The following is a 17848-nucleotide window of genomic DNA, read 5'->3' on the forward strand; positions in this document are numbered from 1 at the left end:
TCGTTACAACAGCACGCGTCAACCGGCTCGCAACACGATGCGTTATTGCTCGCAGATGCCCCCGAAGCTATCCGGCATTCAGCCTTCAGGTCCTTCCCGCCTGCCTCATAAGGCGCACGGGACGGTTCCGACCGCTGGCAGCAGCAAGGACAAATTTGCGCCGGCTACTGTCAACCGAAAGGTGGATGGCACGTTTACCGTCGTGACTCAATGACCGGGTCACTTGGTTAATTAACTCAAGCTGAGGATTCAAAACATGAACAAACTGATCGCCGCTCTGGTCGCTGGCCTGTTCGCAACGGCTGCTTTCGCACAAGCTTCGGCTCCGGAAGCTGCTTCGGCTGCTCCGGCTGCTGCTGCTTCGTCGGCTCACAAGGCGAAGAAGACCCACAAGGCAAAGAAGTCGCACAAGAAGGCAGCGAAGGCTGAAGCCGCTTCGGCCGCTTCGGAATAAGTTGCTGTAAAAACGCAGTCAAGAACACGCAGTTCTGCCGTTCTTACGGCGTTGAAAGGCAGATCACCTTCGAGGCGATCTGCCTTTTGTTTTTGGAGCGACGCTTTGGCCACCCGCTTTGGCCACCCATCGGGCCACGCGATATCCGGCCGCACCGTCCGTCTTTTGACCCATCTTGACGCGCTCGCGTAACATGCGCGGGTTACTCTTTCTCGCCCAAGGAGCCCTCTCGTGCGAATCTTCCTGCGCTCGCTGATTGCGCGCCTCGCATTGGCCGTCGTTTTGCCCGTTGCCGTCGTGTCGTTTGCCCTCGCAGGCGCGGGTAACGTCGAGGCACAGCAGATGCCGCCCGGCGCGAAACAACCCAGCGAGTTCCCACGCGTGAAGCTCACGGTGGGCATGTTTGTCGTCGATGCCGCGGTCGCGGCCAACGACGCCGATCGCGAACAGGGCCTCATGTATCGCACGCAGCTCGCGCCGAACGAAGGCATGCTGTTCGTGTTCAACGAAAACGCGGTGCATTGCTTCTGGATGAAGAACACGCTGATCCCGTTGTCGATCGCGTTCATTCGCGCCGACGGCACGATCACCGACGTCGATGAAATGCAGGCGGAAACCACGAATAACCATTGCCCGCGCAACAACGGTGTCTATGCACTCGAAATGAGCAAAGGCTGGTTTCAGTCGAAGGGCATCAAGCCCGGCATGAAGATTCAGGGGCTGCCCCAGCCGCAATAGCGCGATGTAACTCGATGGGAGGCGGAGCGCTCGATTTGCGCCCGTCTCGCATCGTTCGGACGAATGGGCGTCGTCGAGTGCCGGCTACAGCGGACCATGCCAGGCCCGCCCTGCCGACGACGCCATCCAACCTTCAGCCAGGACAAGGCCGGTGACGTGAATGGCACCGGCTTTTTTACGCCGGCGCGTTCTCTATCCCCGGGCGCCAGTCGCGCACTCGTCGCGCACCGCTCGCATCAACAGACCACGCGACCCCGGGCAAGCCGTTTGCGATCATTTGCGACCTGGTCTGGCCGGCGCTGTCCGCCCGAACCGCTGCCCCGCTCGAAGCGCGCTCGCAGCGGGCGCGCCGGCCTGGCAAGAACCCTGCAAAAGCCCGCACCGCGCGCTATGCTAGTAGTCTCGGTTCGCGAGCCTGATCGGCTCGCGGCCCGCCGTGCAGACCGCAGCCCGCGCCGCGGCCTGCCAGAGAGACTCCACCGGCGCGCCATTCCAAGGAGATAAACGTGCCCCGCAAGACTCCCATCGAGCGCTATCGCAACATCGGGATCAGCGCTCACATCGATGCCGGCAAAACGACCACGACCGAACGCATCCTGTTCTACACCGGCGTGAATCACAAGATCGGCGAAGTGCACGACGGCGCCGCGACCATGGACTGGATGGAGCAGGAGCAGGAGCGCGGCATCACGATCACCTCGGCGGCCACCACGGCGTTCTGGCGCGGTATGGCGAACAACTATCCCGAGCACCGCATCAACATCATCGACACCCCGGGCCACGTCGACTTCACGATCGAAGTGGAGCGTTCGATGCGCGTGCTCGATGGCGCGTGCATGGTCTACGACTCCGTGGGCGGCGTGCAGCCGCAGTCGGAAACCGTGTGGCGCCAGGCGAACAAGTACAAGGTTCCGCGCATCGCGTTCGTCAACAAGATGGACCGCGTGGGCGCGGACTTCTTCCGCGTGCAGCGGCAGATCGGCGAGCGCCTCAAAGGCGTGGCCGTGCCCATCCAGATTCCGATCGGCGCCGAAGACCACTTCCAGGGCGTGGTCGATCTCGTGAAGATGAAGGCCATCCTGTGGGACGAGGAAAGCCAGGGCGTGAAGTTCGAGTATCAGGACATTCCGGCCAACCTCACCGACCTCGCCCACGAGTGGCGCGAGAAGATGGTGGAAGCGGCGGCGGAAGCAGACGAGGAGTTGCTCGAAAAGTATCTGACCGACCACGAGAGCCTGACCGAGGACGAGATCAAGGGCGCCTTGCGCAAACGCACCATCCGCAACGAGATCGTGCCGATGCTCTGCGGCAGCGCGTTCAAGAACAAGGGCGTGCAGGCGATGCTCGACGCCGTGATCGACTACCTGCCCTCGCCCGTCGACATCCCCGCGATTCTCGGCCACGACGTCAACGACAAGGAAGCGGAGCGTCACCCGAGCGACGACGAGCCGTTCTCGGCGCTCGCCTTCAAGATCATGACCGACCCGTTCGTCGGCCAGTTGATCTTCTTCCGCGTCTACTCCGGCGTCGTCGAATCGGGCGACACCGTGCTCAACGCCACGAAGGACAAGAAGGAACGCCTCGGCCGCATCCTGCAGATGCACGCGAACGAGCGCAAGGAAATCAAGGAAGTGCGCGCGGGCGACATCGCAGCGGCCGTGGGGCTCAAGGAAGCGACCACGGGCGATACGCTCTGCGATCCGAACAACATCATCATTCTCGAGAAGATGGTGTTCCCGGAGCCGGTGATTTCCCAGGCCGTGGAGCCGAAGACGAAGGCCGACCAGGAAAAGATGGGCATTGCGCTCAACCGCCTCGCCCAGGAAGACCCGTCGTTCCGCGTGCAGACCGACGAGGAATCCGGCCAGACCATCATCTCGGGCATGGGCGAGTTGCACCTCGAAATCATCGTGGACCGCATGCGCCGCGAGTTCGGCGTGGAAGCCACTGTCGGCAAGCCGCAGGTGGCGTACCGCGAAACGGTGCGCACCACGGCGAAAGACGTGGAAGGCAAGTTCGTCAAGCAGTCGGGCGGCCGCGGCCAGTACGGTCACGCCGTCATCACGCTCGAACCGCAGCCGGCGGGCAAGGGCTACGAATTCGTCGATGCCATCAAGGGCGGCGTGATTCCACGCGAATTCATCCCGGCCGTCGACAAGGGCATTCAGGAATCGCTCAAGGCCGGCGTACTGGCGGGCTACCCGGTGGTGGACGTGAAGGTCACGCTGACGTTCGGCTCGTACCACGACGTGGACTCGAATGAAAACGCCTTCCGCATGGCCGGTTCCATGGCGTTCAAGGAAGGCATGCGCCGCGCGAAGCCCGTGCTGCTCGAACCCACGATGGCCGTGGAAGTGGAAACGCCCGAGGACTTCATGGGCAACGTGATGGGCGACCTCTCCAGCCGGCGCGGCATCGTGCAGGGCATGGAGGACATCGCGGGAGGCGGCGGCAAGATCGTGCGCGCCGAAGTGCCGCTCGCGGAGATGTTCGGCTACTCCACGACGCTGCGTTCGCTCACGCAGGGCCGCGCCACCTACACGATGGAGTTCAAGCATTACGCCGAAACGCCGCAAAACATCGCGGAAGCCGTGATGAGCGCGAAGCGCTGAGCCGCGCCCGGTTGTTCATGCGGTTGTTCATGCGGGCCTTCATCCAAGACCTTCATGTAACGCCTTCAGCAGCACCTCGAGCCGGACGACGCCCGCAACCGTTACACACTGCGCGGCGCCGTCCGGCGTCTCTCCCGCATCCCATCCCAGCGAGCACAGCATGAGCCATGACCATGACGATCATCGCGACGATCACGACCATCACGACCATCGCGACACCCCGGCGCCGGACTGGCGCGACAACGGCGTCAAGGTGATTCGCGGCGACCAGCTCGACGTCAACACGGCGCAGACGCCTGGCATGGACCGCGCGGTCGCCATCAACGCCGCCCGCGTGGGCGCGCAGAAGATCTGGGCCGGCACGGTGAGAATTCATCCCGACGCGAAGACCGGAGCGCACCACCACGGTCCGCTCGAAAGCGTGATCTACGTGGTCCGCGGGCGCGCCCGCATGCGCTGGGGCGAACATCTCGAATTCACGGCTGAAGCCGGTCCCGGCGACTTCATCTTCGTGCCGCCGTTCGTGCCGCACCAGGAGATCAACGCGAGCACCGACGAGCCGCTCGAATGCGTGCTAGTACGCAGCGACAACGAGACGGTCGTGGTGAACCTCGACATCGACGCGGTCGAGCAACCCGAAGCCGTCTATTGGGTCGATCCGATCCACAAGCATCCGCACGAGCACTGAGCGCCGCTGCGGCATCGGTTTTTCCAGCGCGACGCGGCCCGTTCCGCATCGCGGGCCAATCGCTTACACTGAACCCGCATTCGTCATCGCAATACCGCTCTTCTGCTGTCGTTTCCTGACACAGGCTGCGCCGCACCCGGCGCAAGACGTGTGGCAGGCACCCTGCGCCATCCGCGCACGCACTCCGGCAAAACACGGAACAGAACGGAACCCTTATCGATGAAGACTCCCGCGGATCCCAGCGTCGCCCTCGAACTGCTCCGGCGCCACGCCGACAGCTTCGGCAACCACGCAATCGACGAATTCCTCGCAGGCCGGCTCAGCCGGCGCGAATTGCTGAGGCACGCCAGCGTGATCGGCCTCGCCTTCGTGGGCGGCGGTCTGCTCGCCACACCGCGCGCACGCGCCCAGGGCACCGCAAGCAATCAGACGATTCGCGTGGCCCATCTGATGCCCGCAGGCGCCGTGGACCCGCTCACCGTCACGGACGCAGGCGGCCTGTGCCTGCTGAACCAGACCGGCGAATTCCTCGTCAACGACGACGAGCACAGCACGCTGCAACCCGCGCTCGCGCTCTCGTGGCAGCCGAACGCGAAGGGCGACGTGTGGACCTTCAAGCTGCGCCAGAACGTGAAGTTCCACGACGGCGCACCGTTCACCGCGAAAGACGTAGTCGCCACCTTCGACCGCCTCGCCGATCCCGCAGCCGGATCGGCGGCGCTCTCGGTGCTGAAGGGTGTGCTCTCGAAGGGCGGCGCGAAAGCCGTGGACGACCACACGGTCGCCTTCCATCTCGACGCGCCGAACGGCAACTTCCCGTACTACGTTTCTTCGGACAACTACAACGCCGTGATCCTGCCCGCGAGCTATACGGGCAACTACGAGAAGACCTTCATCGGCACCGGGCCGTTCAAGCTCGAAAAATACCAGCCGAAAGTGGGCGCCTCGTTCGTACGCAATCCCGACTATTGGGGCGACAAGGCATTGCCGCAGCGCGTGCAGTTCTCGTTCTATGCAGACCAGCAGTCGCAGATTCTGGCGCTGCAGGGCCGCCAGGCCGACGTAATGGGCACGTTCACCGTGCAGGGCGGCACGGGCATTCTCAACAACCCGGAATTCAAGGTGGACGGCGTGCGCTCCAGCGCCCATCGCCAGATCCACATGCGCACCGACAGCCCGCAGTTCAAGGACAAGCGCGTGCGCCAGGCGCTGGCGCTCTCCATCGACCGCGAGGTGATGGTGCGCGGGCTCTTCCGCGGTCGCGCCGTGGTGGGCAACGACAGTCCGTTCGCGCCGGTGTTTCCTTCGTCGAATACCTCCGTGCCACAGCGCAAGCTCGACGTCGCGAAGGCGAAGGCGCTGCTCGCGCAGGCGGGCGCGGGACACGGCTTCGAGGCGCCGCTGACCACCGAAAAGTTCATGGAGCTTCCCGACCTCGCCGTGGTCGTGCAGAACGCGGCGAAAGCGATCGGCGTGCAGCTCGCGCTGAAGGTGGAGAGCCAGAATCAGTATTACGGCGCAGGCACCTTCGGTAAATCGGACTGGCTCGACTCGCCGCTCGGCATCACCGACTACGGCCATCGCGGCGTGCCCAACGTGTTCCTCAACGCGCCGCTCACGAGCGGTGGCACGTGGAATGCTGCGCACTTCAAGAACCCGCAGTACGACCAGTTGGTGGCGCAGTTCGTCGCCGCGCTGGATGTTGCCTCGCAGAAGAAGATCGCCGGGCAAATCCAGACGCTGCTGCTCGACGAAACGCCCGTGATCATTCCGTACTTCTACGATCAGCTGATCGCACGCCGCGCTGCATTGAACGGCGTGCATTTCACGGCCATCGCGCAACTGTATTTCGACCGCGCGGTGCTGGCCGCCTGAAGTGCCGGGCGTACAGCGCATGAGGCGCGCACAGCCCACCGCCGTCGCGAAGACACGCCCGCGGCGGGTTGTGCGCGGTGAGCCGCAGCCCGCATGAACGTGCCTCGAGAACTTCGATGTCGACCTCGGTCTTCTCTCCTACTCCTCGCGCCCGGCGCGCAGCCAGCGGCAACGCCGCGCGCATCGCGCGTTTTCTGGCGACGCGCCTCGTGCTGTCGGCCATCACGTTGTGGCTGCTCTCCGTGATCGTATTCGCGGGCGGCCAGTTGCTGCCGGGCGACATCGGACGCGCGATTCTGGGCCCGCTCGCCGATGCACGCGCGGTGGCCGCACTCGATCATCAACTCGGCGTGGACCGCCCGCTCGTCACGCAGTACGTCGAGTGGATCACGCATTTCGTGCGTGGCGACATGGGCCTCTCGTATGCCTACCGTGAACCGGTGGGGCCTTTCATCGGCGACGCGCTCGCGCATTCGGCGAAGCTCGGGCTGCTCGCCTTCGTCGTGGTCGTGCCGCTCGGCATTGCAGGCGGCGTCTGGGCCGCGATGCACGCCGGGCGCTGGCTCGACCGCGTCATCAGCATTACGGGGCTGTCGGCCACGGTGGTGCCCGAGTTCGTTTCGTCGATCGCGCTAATCCTGATCTTCGGCGTGTGGCTGCGGTGGCTGCCCATCGAAGCGTCATGGCCGCCCGATGCCGGCGTGCTCGAACAGTTGCGGCACCTCGTGCTGCCCGTGCTGCCGCTCGTCTTCGTGTTCTTCGGCTACATCGCACGCATGGCGCGCGTGGGCACGGTGGAAGCGCTCGACGCCGACTACACGCGCACCGCCGTGCTCAAAGGTCTGCCGCAGCGCGTGGTGATCTGGCGGCACGTGCTGCGCAACGCGCTCCTGCCCACCATCACCGTGGCCGCCACGCAGCTCGGCTACATGATCGGCGGCCTCGTCGTGGTGGAAACGCTGTTCCACTACCAGGGCATCGGCTCGCTCATCTATAACGCCGCGAAGGCGAAAGACTTTCCGATGCTCGAAGCCGGCGTGCTCACCATCGGCGTGGTCTACACCGTGGCCAATCTCGTGGCCGACGCGCTCAACGTGCTGCTCAATCCGCGCCTGCGCGTGAGGAGCGCGCAGTGAGCACACTCACGCCGTCTTCATCTTCCACAACGCGCGCCGCGGCCGAACCGCGTTTCGAGCGTCTGCGCGTGCTGCTGCGTTCACCGTCGTTCGTGGTGGGGCTCGCTATCGTGCTGTGGTGGATCGTCTGCGCCGTGGCGGGACCGTGGTTCGCGCCGCACGATCCCTATGCGTCAGACCCGCTCAACTCGCTCACTGCACCGGACGGCGTCCACTGGTTCGGCACCGACCAGCTGGGTCGCGACGTGTTCTCGCGCGTGATCGTCGGCGCGCGCGACATCCTCACGATCGCGCCGCTCGCCACGCTGGCGGGCACGCTCGCGGGCACCGCGCTCGGCCTCGTGGTGGGCTACTTCGACGGCTGGGTCGACAACGTGATTGGCCGCGTGATCGACGCCGTGCTCGCGCTGCCGCTCGTCATCGTCGCGCTGCTCGCGCTCGCGGCGGTGGGCGCATCGAACTTCACCGTGATCCTCGTGATTGGCATCACCTTCACGCCCATCACGGCTCGCACGGTGCGCGCCGCCGTGTTCGCGGAACGCCACCTCGACTACGTGGCCGCGGCGCAGCTGCGCGGCGAGCGCGCGCCCTACATTATGTTCGTGGAGATTCTGCCGAACGTGCTGCCGCCCATCGTCGTCGAGGCCACCGTGCGGCTCGGCTACGCGATCTTCGCCGTCGCCACGCTGTCGTTCCTCGGCTTCGGCATCCAGCCGCCTTCGGCCGACTGGGGCCTCGCACTCTCCGAGTCGTACACGTTGATGGCGGGCGGTGCCTGGTGGACTGTCGTATTCGACGCGCTCGCCATCGCCTCGCTCGTCGTCGGCGTGAACCTCATGGCGGACGGCGTGCAGGGAGTGCTAGACCGATGAATGGCCCGACGAGTGGCACGCCGGCTGGCTCGCGCGGTAGCTTGCAGAACGATGCGCAAGCCACGCCGCCGCCCGCGCCGTTCCCCACCCTCGGCGCCGCGAAAAACGATCGCGCCGATGCGCTCGCCATTGTTGGCCTGACCGTCACCTACCGTATTCGCGGACGCGATCGCGAAGTGCTGCACGACGTCTCGCTGCGCGTACGTCGCGGCGAAGCCTATGGGCTCGTGGGCGAGTCGGGCTGCGGCAAATCCACGGTCGCAATGGCAACGCTGCGCTATCTGCCGCGCAACGGCAAGGTGAAGGCGGGGCGCATCTCGATTGGCGGCGAAGACGTGCACGCGCTCGATGCCGACCGGCTGCGCGTCATGCGCGCCAATGCGATCTCGATGGTGTATCAGGACCCGGCACGCGCGCTGAACCCGTCGCTCACGGTCGCGCGCCAGGTGGCCGAAGCGTTCGAGGCCGCGGGCGCCTCGCGCACCGATGCGCTCGCGCGCACACCGGACCTGCTACGCCGCGTGCGCATTGCGGAGCCCGAGCGCGTGATGGAGAGCTTTCCACACCAGCTCTCGGGCGGCATGCAGCAACGCATCGTGATCGCGATGGCGCTGGCGTCGAACCCCGCGCTGCTGATTCTCGACGAGCCGACCACCGGGCTCGACGCCACCGTGGAAGCCGAAGTGCTCGACCTCATCGCGCAACTGCGCGCGGAACTCGACATGGCGGTACTCTTCATCAGCCACAACCTCGCGGTGATCGGCCAGATGTGCGAACGCGTGGGCGTGCTCTACGCGGGCCGGCTCGTCGAGGAAGGCGCCACACGCGACGTGTTCACACGCCCGCGGCATCCGTACACGGTGGGTCTGCTGCGTTGCCTGCCCGCTTCCGGCCGCAGCAAGGACCACGACCGGCTCGATACCATTGCGGGACAACTGCCTTCGCCAGGCGAAGCGCCGCCCGGCTGCATCTATGCGGACCGCTGCCGCCTCGCCGACGAGCGCTGCCGCCGCGAAGCCCCGCCGCCCTGGCGCGTGAACGCGCCGCACGGCGAGCAGATGGCGCGCTGCCACTATCACGAGCGGGCCATCGAGCTGCCTCGTGCGACCACGCGCGTGACGGACGCAAACGGAGCAGACGGCACGCGTGGCATGAACGGCACGAATGACACAAGCGGCACGGCGGCGAACGCAAACGGCGACGGCACGCTCGAGCGCCCACGCGACGACACGCTGATCCTGCGCGCCGAGCGCATCTCGAAGACGTTCCACGTGGGCGGCACGACGGTGCGCGCGGTGGACGCGGTCTCGCTCGACCTCGCGGCCGGCGAAACGCTGGGGCTCGTCGGCGAGTCGGGCAGCGGCAAGACGACGCTCGCGAAGCTGCTGCTCGGCCTCATCGCGCCCGACGAAGGCAGCGTCATCGAACTCGACGGCGCACCGCTGCCGCCGCGCGTCACCGCACGCAACGACGACCAGGTGAAATCGCTGCAGATCGTGTTTCAGAACCCCGATTCGGCACTGAACCGGGCGCATCCCGTGAAGCGGCTGATCGGCCGCGCGCTGTCGCGGCTCGGCTCGCTGCACGGTCCCGCGCGCGAGGCGCGGCTCAATGCACTCATCGAGGCGGTGCGCCTGCCGGATCGCTATCTCGACGCCCGCACGCGGCAGCTTTCGGGTGGGCTCAAGCAGCGTGTCGCCATTGCGCAAGCGTTCGCGGGCAATCCGCGCATCGTGGTCTGCGACGAACCCACCTCGGCGCTCGACGTCTCCGTGCAGGCCGCCATTCTCAACCTGCTCGCCGACCTCCAACGCGAGCACGGCGTGAGCTACGTCTTCATCTCTCACGACCTGCACGTGGTGCGCTATCTCTCCGATCGCATCGCGGTGCTCTACGTGGGCCGCCTGCTCGAAGTCGGTCCTGCCGCGGCCGTGTTCGACGGGCCGCATCATCCCTACACAGAAGCGCTGATCTCGTCGGTGCCCGCACTCGACGGTCGCTCCCAGGGCAAGCGCATCCGCCTTTCGGGCGACCCGCCCAGCGCTGCCTCGCCGCCGTCGGGCTGCGTGTTCCACACGCGCTGCCCGCGCAAGATCGGCGCCCTCTGCGAGCAAGAAGACCCGCCGTTCACCGATGCCGGCGACGGTCATCGCATTCGCTGCCACATCCCTGTCACCGAACTGCGCGCGCTTCAAAACGTTACGCGCGAGCGATAAAACCGCGCGCTTCGCGTTTCACCGCCGAAACGTTTTTCCGCAATTCACGTGCGGCGCTGAGCCGCTGCCGCGGCGGCTCCCATCTGCGACGCGCCTTCGCGGCCGGTGGCACATTTATCGCTAAACACGAGGCACATCCGGCCCGTGAGTCGCATCGTGGCAGAGACTGGCGAATGCCCTTCGCACGCGACGGATGAACCACAAGAAGCGGGTCTCATGCAGGTCGAGCCGCGCGACGGCGGAGCGCTGCGCGCGGCACGACACGGGGTCGGCAAAACCTGGAGATAACGGGCACGCCCTGCATGAGACAGTGAAGAGTTCCGGTGACGAGGCGTCGGGACTCCAGGGAGATAAGCGATGAATAACAAAGCAGTTGATCAGGACTGCCATACGTTGACGTGGCAGGTCGCGGTGGCGGTTGCCTCGATGGTCGGTCTGCTCGTTGCAGCGCCGGCCTGCGCGGCAGGCGCACGCGATGACGCGGACGCAGCGAAGTGGGCCGTGAGCGCGCACGTCCCACTTCCTGCGAGCGTCACGGCCGCCGCAATCTTCCTCGCGCAGGACACGGCCGCGGGAATGGGCGCGGCGACCAACGCCGAGGCATCCGCGGACGCCATTACCGCCGCCGAAGACGCGGCCACGGTGTTCCTGCCGCGCGAATGCGATCGCAACGTGAGCGGCGCGGGTAGCACGGCGGCCTGCAACCCCAGCAGCGCACACAGCGCGAACGGCGGGCGAGGCGCAGGTGGAGCAGGTGGCGCGAGCGGCGGCGTGGGCGGCTCCGCGGCGGGGTCGAGTGCCAGCGGGTCGTCTGGCGGGCTTGGCAGCGCAGCGGCGGCGGCAGGCGGGAAAGCTTCAGGGAGCGGGAGTAAACACATGATTAGTAAAAAAGATTGACACAGTAAAGATTTGAACATAATATAATTAATTCATATTGTATCTTGCAGCTTAAAAATACATGCAAATATACGGATGCAGTCTGGTGGGAAACCGCAGTGTAGAATGGTCTGTTTTTTTTTGAGAAATCATGGCGTCAATCGGCAGTTCGGGCGGCGGTTTCGGTGGAGGCTTCGGCGGGGGGTTGGGTGGAGGACCCGGCGGCGGCTTCGGAAAAGGTGGCGGCTTCGGCGGGGGCTATGGCGGCGGTCCCGGCGGCGGTCACGGTGGCGGTGGTAGCGGACGTTAGACCCGCGCGGCGGTGCCCCCGCACCGCACACTGCCCCGAAACGGCATGACATCCCAGTCACGCCTTTCTGTGGTGACGGCGGTGGCGCTCCGATCCCCCGGTCGGCGCGTCACCGCCGCGGCCCGGACCGCACTGCGGTCCGTTTGCCCTTCTGCGGATGTCGCGTACCGAGCGAGTCAGTTGACGCACATGAAGCGCATGGCCCGGCATTTGACGGCGACCAACAAACCGCGCGAAAGCCCTGCATCGACCGCAAGCGATCAGCCGAACCCAGGGAACCAATCGCGCGGCGCAGTCTCCTACAGTGCATTCGAAGCCCTTTCGACAAACTGGCAGGAGGACAACAACATGAAGCAATACTTCCCGCACGGCGCCGCGCGCCTCACGCTCGCAGCGGCATTCGCGTTTGGCCTTGCGTCGGCGGCCAGCGCGCAGACCCAGGCGTCCACGGCGCCTCCACCGGTCGACCCGTCATTCTCGGCTTACTGGCTCTCGCAGCTGTGTCAGCAGCCTTCGTCGGACAATGTCTCGCGCGGCCAGTGCGTGAGCGCCATTCGCGGCATCATTCACGGCTATCAGTACGGCGTGCTGTTCCTCGGCCAACGCGGAACGTTGCCCACCGGCGAGACGCAACGCGTGTCGCTCTGTCTGCGTAACACGCCGGTGCCGTCCATCGTGGACGAGTTCGTCGCCGACACGCGCCAGGTCGATGCCGACGCCCTCAAGCGCACGCCCGCCGAAGTCGCGGTGCTGGGCTCGGTGCACATGCACCACGCGTGCGAGTAAGAACCGGCGCGTCTCGCGGCAACGCGAGTCTCGCGCGACGCATTCAATCGCAACATCGAGCGGCGGCCTCGCGCATCACTGAAACGCAAGGCCGCCGCATCCGTCTCTCCTTCGTTCCCTTCCCCGCCGTTACAGCATTTCCAGCGACCGCTTGCCGCGCGGCGGCCTGAAGTACGCGTCCAGCGCGGCACATTCTTCGGTCGTGAGATTCAAGTCCAGCGCGCGGCGATTGTCGCGCACGTGTTCCACGCGCGCTGCCTTCGGAATGGCGAACACGCCAGGTTGCCGCAACACCCAGGCGAGCGCGACCTGAAACACGGACACGCCGCGCGCGTGCGCGATGTCGTCGAGCGCCGAGCGCTTCGGCAAGCGTGCGTGGTCCACGGGGCTGTAGGCCATCGCGGGCAAGCGCCGTTCGGCAAGCCACGGCAGCAAATCGAACTCCGGACCGCGGCGCGCAACGTTGTAGAGAATCTGGTTGGTCGCACACGCGTCGCCACCGGGAACGGAGAAAAGCTCTTCCATATCGTCGGTGTCGAAGTTGCTCACGCCCCAGTGGCGAATCTTGCCCGCCTCGCACAGCGCCTCGAAACCCGCCACGGTCTCTTCGAGCGGCACCGTGCCGCGCCAGTGCAGCAGATAGAGATCGATGCGATCGGTCTTCAGACGCTTGAGGCTCGCCTCGCAGGCTGCTTGCACGCCGCGCCGGCTCGCGTTGTGCGGATACACCTTGCTCACCAGGAACACCTCGTCGCGCAGCCCGTGCAGCGCCTCGGCGAGCAGCGTTTCGGTCGCGCCCTCGCCGTACATCTCCGCGGTATCGATCAACGTCATGCCGAGCGCGATGCCTTCGCGCAGCGCCGCGATCTCGTCGGCACGGCGCGCCGGCCGCTCGCCCATCTCCCACGTGCCCTGCCCCAGCTTCGGAATGCGCTCGCCGTCGGGCAGCGCGACACTTGCAATCTCGGTGACCATGAACGCTCCTCAAAGGCTTCGATTCCGGTTGCTTCGCGTGGGCCTCATGTTCCTTCAGGACTACCCTCGAGACCTCCCTCGCGGCGTGCACATCACGCGAGATCACGCGAGGCGCGAACCGGAGCGGGCCAGTTTAGCCCTTTGCGAGCCGCGTCACCGCCTGCCTCACGAAACCTCGCTATAACGGCCGCACGCGATGACTTAAAATCGACAATCGCCTTTCACGCCCGCTCCCTTATGAACGCTCCCTCGGAAGACCGCTGGCACGACCTGCGCCCGGACCCGGACAACGACACGCCGCTCTATCTGCAGCTCGCCCGCAAACTGGGCCACGCGATTCACGAGAATCGCTGGAACGCCGGCGAGGCGCTGCCCTCGGAACGCGTGCTCTCGGAAGCACTCGGCGTGTCGCGCATCACGGCGCGCAAGGCGATTGCGCTGCTGGTCGAACAGGGCTTGATTCGCCGCACGCAAGGCGCGGGCAGCTTCATCACGCCGCGCTACGAAGATCCGCTCTCGCGGCTCACGAGTTTCAGCGAGATGCTGCGGCGCCGCGGCTTCACGCCCAGCTCGAAGTGGCTCTCACGCGAGATTCAGCCCGCAAGCCGCGAAGAAGTGATCCAGTTGGGGCTCTCACCGGCGGCTGCCGTCACGCGTCTCAAGCGGCTGCGCCTTGCGGACGGCATCGTGATGGCCGTCGAGAATTCCACCTTTCCTGCCGCGCTGATTCCCGATCCGCAGGCGATCGGCGATTCGCTGTACAGCTTCCTAGAACAACGTGGGCTTGCGATCGTGCGCGCGCTTCAGCATTTCCGCGCGGTCAACGCGAGCGAAGAGATTGCGCGGCAAATGAGCATTGCGCCGAACGAAGCGCTGCTGCTCATCACGCGCGTGGGCTACACGGCGGATCAGCGCGCCATCGAACTCACCGACACGTATTGCCGCAACGACTATTACGACTTCGTCGCGGAGCTGCGCAAGTAGCCTCGCAAGCCGGCGTCGCAGTTGAGCGTGAATCAGCTCCAGCGCGGTTCGTCTGTCCCGATAGGCACAGGCGGGCGGGCATAGAACGGCGGTGTCTCCGACAACCGCTCGGCAGGCGCCGCCGCGCACACACGCCCGAACGGCGAGTCCGTCGTTTCGAGACAGTCGGCCACGTCGCTGAACGTCACGTCGGGCGTTCGCCAACCGCCTTCAATCTGCCCCAGCGACTGTAGCCAGCGCCCCGTCTGCGCAAGCGAAACGCGCACGTGCCAGCTGCCGCCCTCCTTCGCGCGCCGCGCGAGCGCAGCCATCGCGCCGAACGCCGCAAGATAGCCGGTGCCGTGATCCAAAGCCTGACACGGCAGATGCCGGGGCGCGTCGAACGGCTGGTTGCCGCCCGCACGATGCGAACTCACCGCGCCGCTTTCCGTCCACACGATGCCGCTCGCCGATTGCACGAGGCTGTCGAAGCCGCGCCGGTTGGCCCACGGCCCGGTGTGTCCGTAAGCGCAGATCGACACGTACACGATGCCGGGCCGCTGCTGCGCGAGCGCCTGCGGCCCGAAACCCCGCGCCGTGAGCGCGCCTGGGCGATAGGCATCAAGAAACACGTCGGCCTCCGAAGCGAGTGCGCGCAACGTATCGCGCGCCGCCGCTTCGCGCAGATCGAGCGTGGCCGAGCGCTTGCCGCGACCGTTGTCGATCACGAGCGGTTCGATGTTCGGCAGATGCGGACCGTTGACGAGCAGCACGTCCGCTCCGTGATGCGCGAGCGCGCGGCCCGCCACCGGCCCAGCAATGATCCGCGACAGGTCCAGCACGCGCACGCCTGCAAGCGGCCGGTCGGCGCCACCGCGGCCCGGCGGCTGCGGCGGCGCATCGCCAATGCGTTCGATCTCGATGAGCGGCAGGTCCGCGATGGCTCTCGCCTGCGGCAGCGCGGCCCATTCGCGCGGCGAGCGAACCAGCGCCGCGCAGAGGCCGGCGTCCGCCAGCGCGGTATCGAGCGCGGCGCCGTCCCAGCCGCGAATCGCTTCGGCCACCGCCTCGCGGCTGTTTTCGCAGCCCAGAACCGAGAGCACACCGTGCAAATGGTGCGGGAAGTTCGTGTGCAGCTGAATCCAGCGGCCATCGCGCGTGGCGTAAAAGCCGGTCACAGGGTGACGCAGCTCGCGTGGCAACTCATCGTTCACGCGCAGATAGCGCTCGCTGCGAAATGCGACGAGCGCGCGTCGCACGTCCACCTCCACGCGTTGGCGGCAACCTGTGCGCAGCCGGAAGCATTCCGCTGCGGCAAGCCCCGCGGCACCGATCGTGGAGGCGGCCAGCGTGCCCACGCGATAAACCGAAGGCAAGCCCGGGTCGTTGCCGTCCAGATGGATCGAATCGAGCGCAGCAGGATCGCATTCGGCAAGAGACCACAGATGTTCCAGAGCGAGACGAAGCGTCATGATCGGCAGCCGGGCGGGTCCGGCGGTGTGAGTGGGTCGAAAAAGGCGAGAACAAACAGGTGAGGCGAAACAACCGAAGTGAAACGAGTCTAGATTTCAAGGCCACACCGATCAATCTTGATTAAGATAATCAACATATATCGATTTCTCCGGTTTTTCCGCCCAGGCCGCCATGTCCAGCTATATGACCGCATCCGAAGCCGCCGACGCGCTCGGCGTGAGCCTTGCCACGCTCTATGCCTATGTGAGCCGCGGCATGCTGCAATCCGCGCCCGACCCGGCGAGCAAACGGCGCCGCTACGCCGCAACCGACGTGCGCCGTCTCGCGCGGCGCAAGGCCGACGGCAAGCGCGCCGGCAAGGTCGCGCAGAAGGTGCTGGACTGGGGCGTGCCGGTGCTCGAATCGTCGATCTCGCTGATCGCCGACGGCCGGCTCTTCTATCGCGGCCGCGACGCCACCGCGCTCGCGCGCACGGCGACGCTTGAAGACGTCGCCGCGCTGCTGTGGGAGTGCACGCCGCGCCGCATCACAGAAGCGCCCGCTGCACCGCTCGCCGCGGCGCAATGGGCCGCCTGGCTCAAGCTATGGGTCGACAGCACGCCGCTCGATCGCGCGCTCGTGCTGTTGCCGGCTGCAGCCGCGCAGATGCCGCGCGTCTGGGCACTCGGCCGCGACGCGCAGCTCGACACGGCGGCGCTCGTGCTGCGCTTCGTGGCGGCGGCAATGATCTCGGCGGCGCCGTCGGCCGATCCGCTGCATCGCCAGCTTGCCGCGGCCTGGGGCGTGCGCAATCGCCAGCAAGCCGATCTGCTGCGCGCAGCGCTCGTGCTCTGCGCCGATCACGAACTCAACGCGTCCACGTTCACCGTGCGATGCATTACGTCCACGGGCACGCATCTGTTCGGCGCCGTGGCGGGCGGGACTTGCCGCGCTCGGCGGCCCGAGCCACGGCGGCGAGACCACGCGCGTGGCGGCGCTCTTCGACGAAGCCGCCCATCGCCGCACATGAGCACGGCAGCGCGACGGCTGCGCCCGAGCGCCCCGCCGCGGTCCTGCCGGGCTTCGGGCACCCGCTCTATCCGGACGGCGACCCGCGTGCGCGGCTGCTGCTCGAACTGCTGGCCGAACGCGCGCCCGCGCGCTCATCGATGCGCGACGTGGACGCACTGGCGCGCGCCGTCCACGAGACGACAGGCGCCTTTCCTACGGTGGATTTCGCGCTTGCCGCTATCGAGCGCGTGTTGGGATTGCCGCACGGCGCCGCGTTCACGCTGTTCGCCGTGGGGCGCACGGTGGGCTGGATCGCGCATGCGATGGAGCAGGCGGCGGACGGCCGGCTCATCCGTCCGCGCGCACGGTATGTGGGGGAATACGAAACCGTCGCGGGTGAATGACGTTGAGTTGCGGGGCGCCGCCGATCACGCGAGGCGCGAGGCAAAGCGCGCAGCAAAGCGAGCCAGGCTCCACTTCGGCGCCCAATTCCGCAGCACGCGTCCGAGCGCAACACCTGGCGCGTGGGCCGCGCCGCCTCGCGGCGTCTGCACGCCGAATGCGAGCGCAAAACGCGCGCCGGCACGCCCCGAACTGACCCACGTACGGGCGCCGCGCGGCAGCGCAAACGACTCGCCGGCCGCGAGCCAGTAATCGCCGGCGTCGCCCTCCACCGTCAACCAGATCTGTCCGGCCCGCACTTCCAGGACGAGTGGCTGCGCGGCGTGCAGGGCGGCCGCGGGCTCGCCGTGTTCGAGTTCGAATGTACGGATTTCGCGCATTGCAGTGCTCCTTGAAGGGCATTGACGGTTCGAGCATTATTGCGAGGCGACGCTGCTGCGCCCATGCACAGTTCCGTACAGTTCGGTCTGAACTGTACAGTC

The 17848-nt window shown here is 66.4% G+C and carries 14 protein-coding genes and 1 pseudogene; 12 read left to right on the top strand and 3 right to left on the bottom strand.

Going from position 1 to position 17848, the window contains the following annotated elements; all coding sequences use genetic code 11:
• Window positions 1–256: 256 nt before the first annotated feature.
• The 10 genes from PXJ20_RS08725 (at window position 257) to PXJ20_RS08770 (ending at window position 12563) form a co-directional block, all read left to right on the top strand.
• Window positions 257–454, top strand: a complete 198-nt coding sequence (locus PXJ20_RS08725; protein WP_042303276.1) for a hypothetical protein — start codon at window positions 257–259, stop codon at window positions 452–454.
• Window positions 455–685: 231 nt separating this feature from the next.
• Window positions 686–1192 carry a DUF192 domain-containing protein gene (locus tag PXJ20_RS08730; protein ID WP_421029781.1) on the top strand — a complete coding sequence of 169 codons (507 nt, stop codon included), beginning with the start codon at window positions 686–688 and terminating at the stop codon, window positions 1190–1192.
• Between the two features lie 506 nt (window positions 1193–1698).
• The gene (gene fusA / locus PXJ20_RS08735) at window positions 1699–3804 is read left to right on the top strand and encodes an elongation factor G (RefSeq protein ID WP_017776882.1); all 2106 of its coding nucleotides are present in this window, start codon (window positions 1699–1701) and stop codon (window positions 3802–3804) included.
• 160 nt (window positions 3805–3964) lie between these two features.
• Window positions 3965–4492 carry a cupin domain-containing protein gene (locus PXJ20_RS08740; protein WP_413212442.1) on the top strand — a complete coding sequence of 176 codons (528 nt, stop codon included), beginning with the start codon at window positions 3965–3967 and terminating at the stop codon, window positions 4490–4492.
• Window positions 4493–4711: 219 nt separating this feature from the next.
• Entirely contained in the window at window positions 4712–6367 is a 1656-nt protein-coding gene (locus tag PXJ20_RS08745; RefSeq protein ID WP_017776884.1) for an ABC transporter substrate-binding protein, read from the top strand.
• Window positions 6368–6483: 116 nt separating this feature from the next.
• Complete coding sequence (locus PXJ20_RS08750; RefSeq protein ID WP_126877906.1) at window positions 6484–7503, top strand: ABC transporter permease; 1020 nt, start codon at window positions 6484–6486, stop codon at window positions 7501–7503.
• Window positions 7500–8375, top strand: coding sequence for an ABC transporter permease (locus tag PXJ20_RS08755; protein ID WP_017776886.1), 876 nt, complete (start codon window positions 7500–7502; stop codon window positions 8373–8375). The genes PXJ20_RS08750 and PXJ20_RS08755 overlap by 4 nt, the downstream gene beginning before the upstream one ends.
• Window positions 8372–10591: an ABC transporter ATP-binding protein gene (locus tag PXJ20_RS08760; RefSeq protein ID WP_421029782.1), complete on the top strand. Its 2220-nt coding sequence runs from the start codon at window positions 8372–8374 to the stop codon at window positions 10589–10591. Before PXJ20_RS08755 ends, PXJ20_RS08760 begins: the two co-directional genes overlap by 4 nt.
• 357 nt (window positions 10592–10948) lie before the next feature.
• The gene (locus PXJ20_RS08765) at window positions 10949–11488 is read left to right on the top strand and encodes a hypothetical protein (RefSeq protein WP_421057418.1); all 540 of its coding nucleotides are present in this window, start codon (window positions 10949–10951) and stop codon (window positions 11486–11488) included.
• 637 nt (window positions 11489–12125) lie between these two features.
• Window positions 12126–12563, top strand: a complete 438-nt coding sequence (locus PXJ20_RS08770) for a hypothetical protein (RefSeq protein ID WP_421029785.1) — start codon at window positions 12126–12128, stop codon at window positions 12561–12563.
• 129 nt (window positions 12564–12692) lie between these two features.
• Here PXJ20_RS08770 and PXJ20_RS08775 read toward each other — a convergent pair whose 3' ends face one another.
• Window positions 12693–13538, bottom strand: a complete 846-nt coding sequence (locus PXJ20_RS08775; RefSeq protein ID WP_421029786.1) for an aldo/keto reductase — start codon at window positions 13536–13538, stop codon at window positions 12693–12695.
• Between the two features lie 237 nt (window positions 13539–13775).
• Between PXJ20_RS08775 and PXJ20_RS08780 the strand changes: the two genes are divergently transcribed.
• A complete protein-coding gene (locus tag PXJ20_RS08780) occupies window positions 13776–14522 on the top strand; it encodes a GntR family transcriptional regulator (RefSeq protein WP_017776892.1) in 747 nt (248 codons plus the stop codon).
• A 32-nt stretch (window positions 14523–14554) separates the two neighbouring features.
• Here the strand turns inward: PXJ20_RS08780 and PXJ20_RS08785 are convergent, their stop codons facing one another.
• Entirely contained in the window at window positions 14555–15973 is a 1419-nt protein-coding gene (locus PXJ20_RS08785; RefSeq protein ID WP_421029787.1) for a CoA transferase, read from the bottom strand.
• Window positions 15974–16145: 172 nt separating this feature from the next.
• Here PXJ20_RS08785 and PXJ20_RS08790 point away from each other — a divergent pair.
• Window positions 16146–17368, top strand: a pseudogene (locus PXJ20_RS08790) (citrate/2-methylcitrate synthase).
• A 24-nt stretch (window positions 17369–17392) separates the two neighbouring features.
• Here the strand turns inward: PXJ20_RS08790 and PXJ20_RS08795 are convergent.
• Window positions 17393–17746, bottom strand: a complete 354-nt coding sequence (locus PXJ20_RS08795) for a DUF2917 domain-containing protein (protein ID WP_421029789.1) — start codon at window positions 17744–17746, stop codon at window positions 17393–17395.
• Window positions 17747–17848 lie beyond the last annotated feature (102 nt).

It is taken from the genome of Paraburkholderia sp. A1RI_3L, from assembly GCF_048957895.1.
Taxonomy (GTDB): Bacteria; Pseudomonadota; Gammaproteobacteria; order Burkholderiales; family Burkholderiaceae; genus Paraburkholderia; species Paraburkholderia kururiensis.

Excerpts from the sequence above, each read along its gene's own strand:
- PXJ20_RS08725 (WP_042303276.1), top strand. The coding sequence starts at position 257 with ATGAACAAACTGATCGCCGCTCTGGTCGCTGGCCTGTTCGCAACGGCT.
- PXJ20_RS08740 (WP_413212442.1), top strand. The coding sequence starts at position 3,965 with ATGAGCCATGACCATGACGATCATCGCGACGATCACGACCATCACGAC.
- PXJ20_RS08745 (WP_017776884.1), top strand. The coding sequence starts at position 4,712 with ATGAAGACTCCCGCGGATCCCAGCGTCGCCCTCGAACTGCTCCGGCGC.
- PXJ20_RS08750 (WP_126877906.1), top strand. The coding sequence starts at position 6,484 with ATGTCGACCTCGGTCTTCTCTCCTACTCCTCGCGCCCGGCGCGCAGCC.
- PXJ20_RS08760 (WP_421029782.1), top strand. The coding sequence starts at position 8,372 with ATGAATGGCCCGACGAGTGGCACGCCGGCTGGCTCGCGCGGTAGCTTG.
- PXJ20_RS08765 (WP_421057418.1), top strand. The coding sequence starts at position 10,949 with ATGAATAACAAAGCAGTTGATCAGGACTGCCATACGTTGACGTGGCAG.
- PXJ20_RS08770 (WP_421029785.1), top strand. The coding sequence starts at position 12,126 with ATGAAGCAATACTTCCCGCACGGCGCCGCGCGCCTCACGCTCGCAGCG.
- PXJ20_RS08775 (WP_421029786.1), bottom strand. The coding sequence starts at position 13,538 with ATGGTCACCGAGATTGCAAGTGTCGCGCTGCCCGACGGCGAGCGCATT.
- PXJ20_RS08780 (WP_017776892.1), top strand. The coding sequence starts at position 13,776 with ATGAACGCTCCCTCGGAAGACCGCTGGCACGACCTGCGCCCGGACCCG.
- PXJ20_RS08785 (WP_421029787.1), bottom strand. The coding sequence starts at position 15,973 with ATGACGCTTCGTCTCGCTCTGGAACATCTGTGGTCTCTTGCCGAATGC.
- PXJ20_RS08795 (WP_421029789.1), bottom strand. The coding sequence starts at position 17,746 with ATGCGCGAAATCCGTACATTCGAACTCGAACACGGCGAGCCCGCGGCC.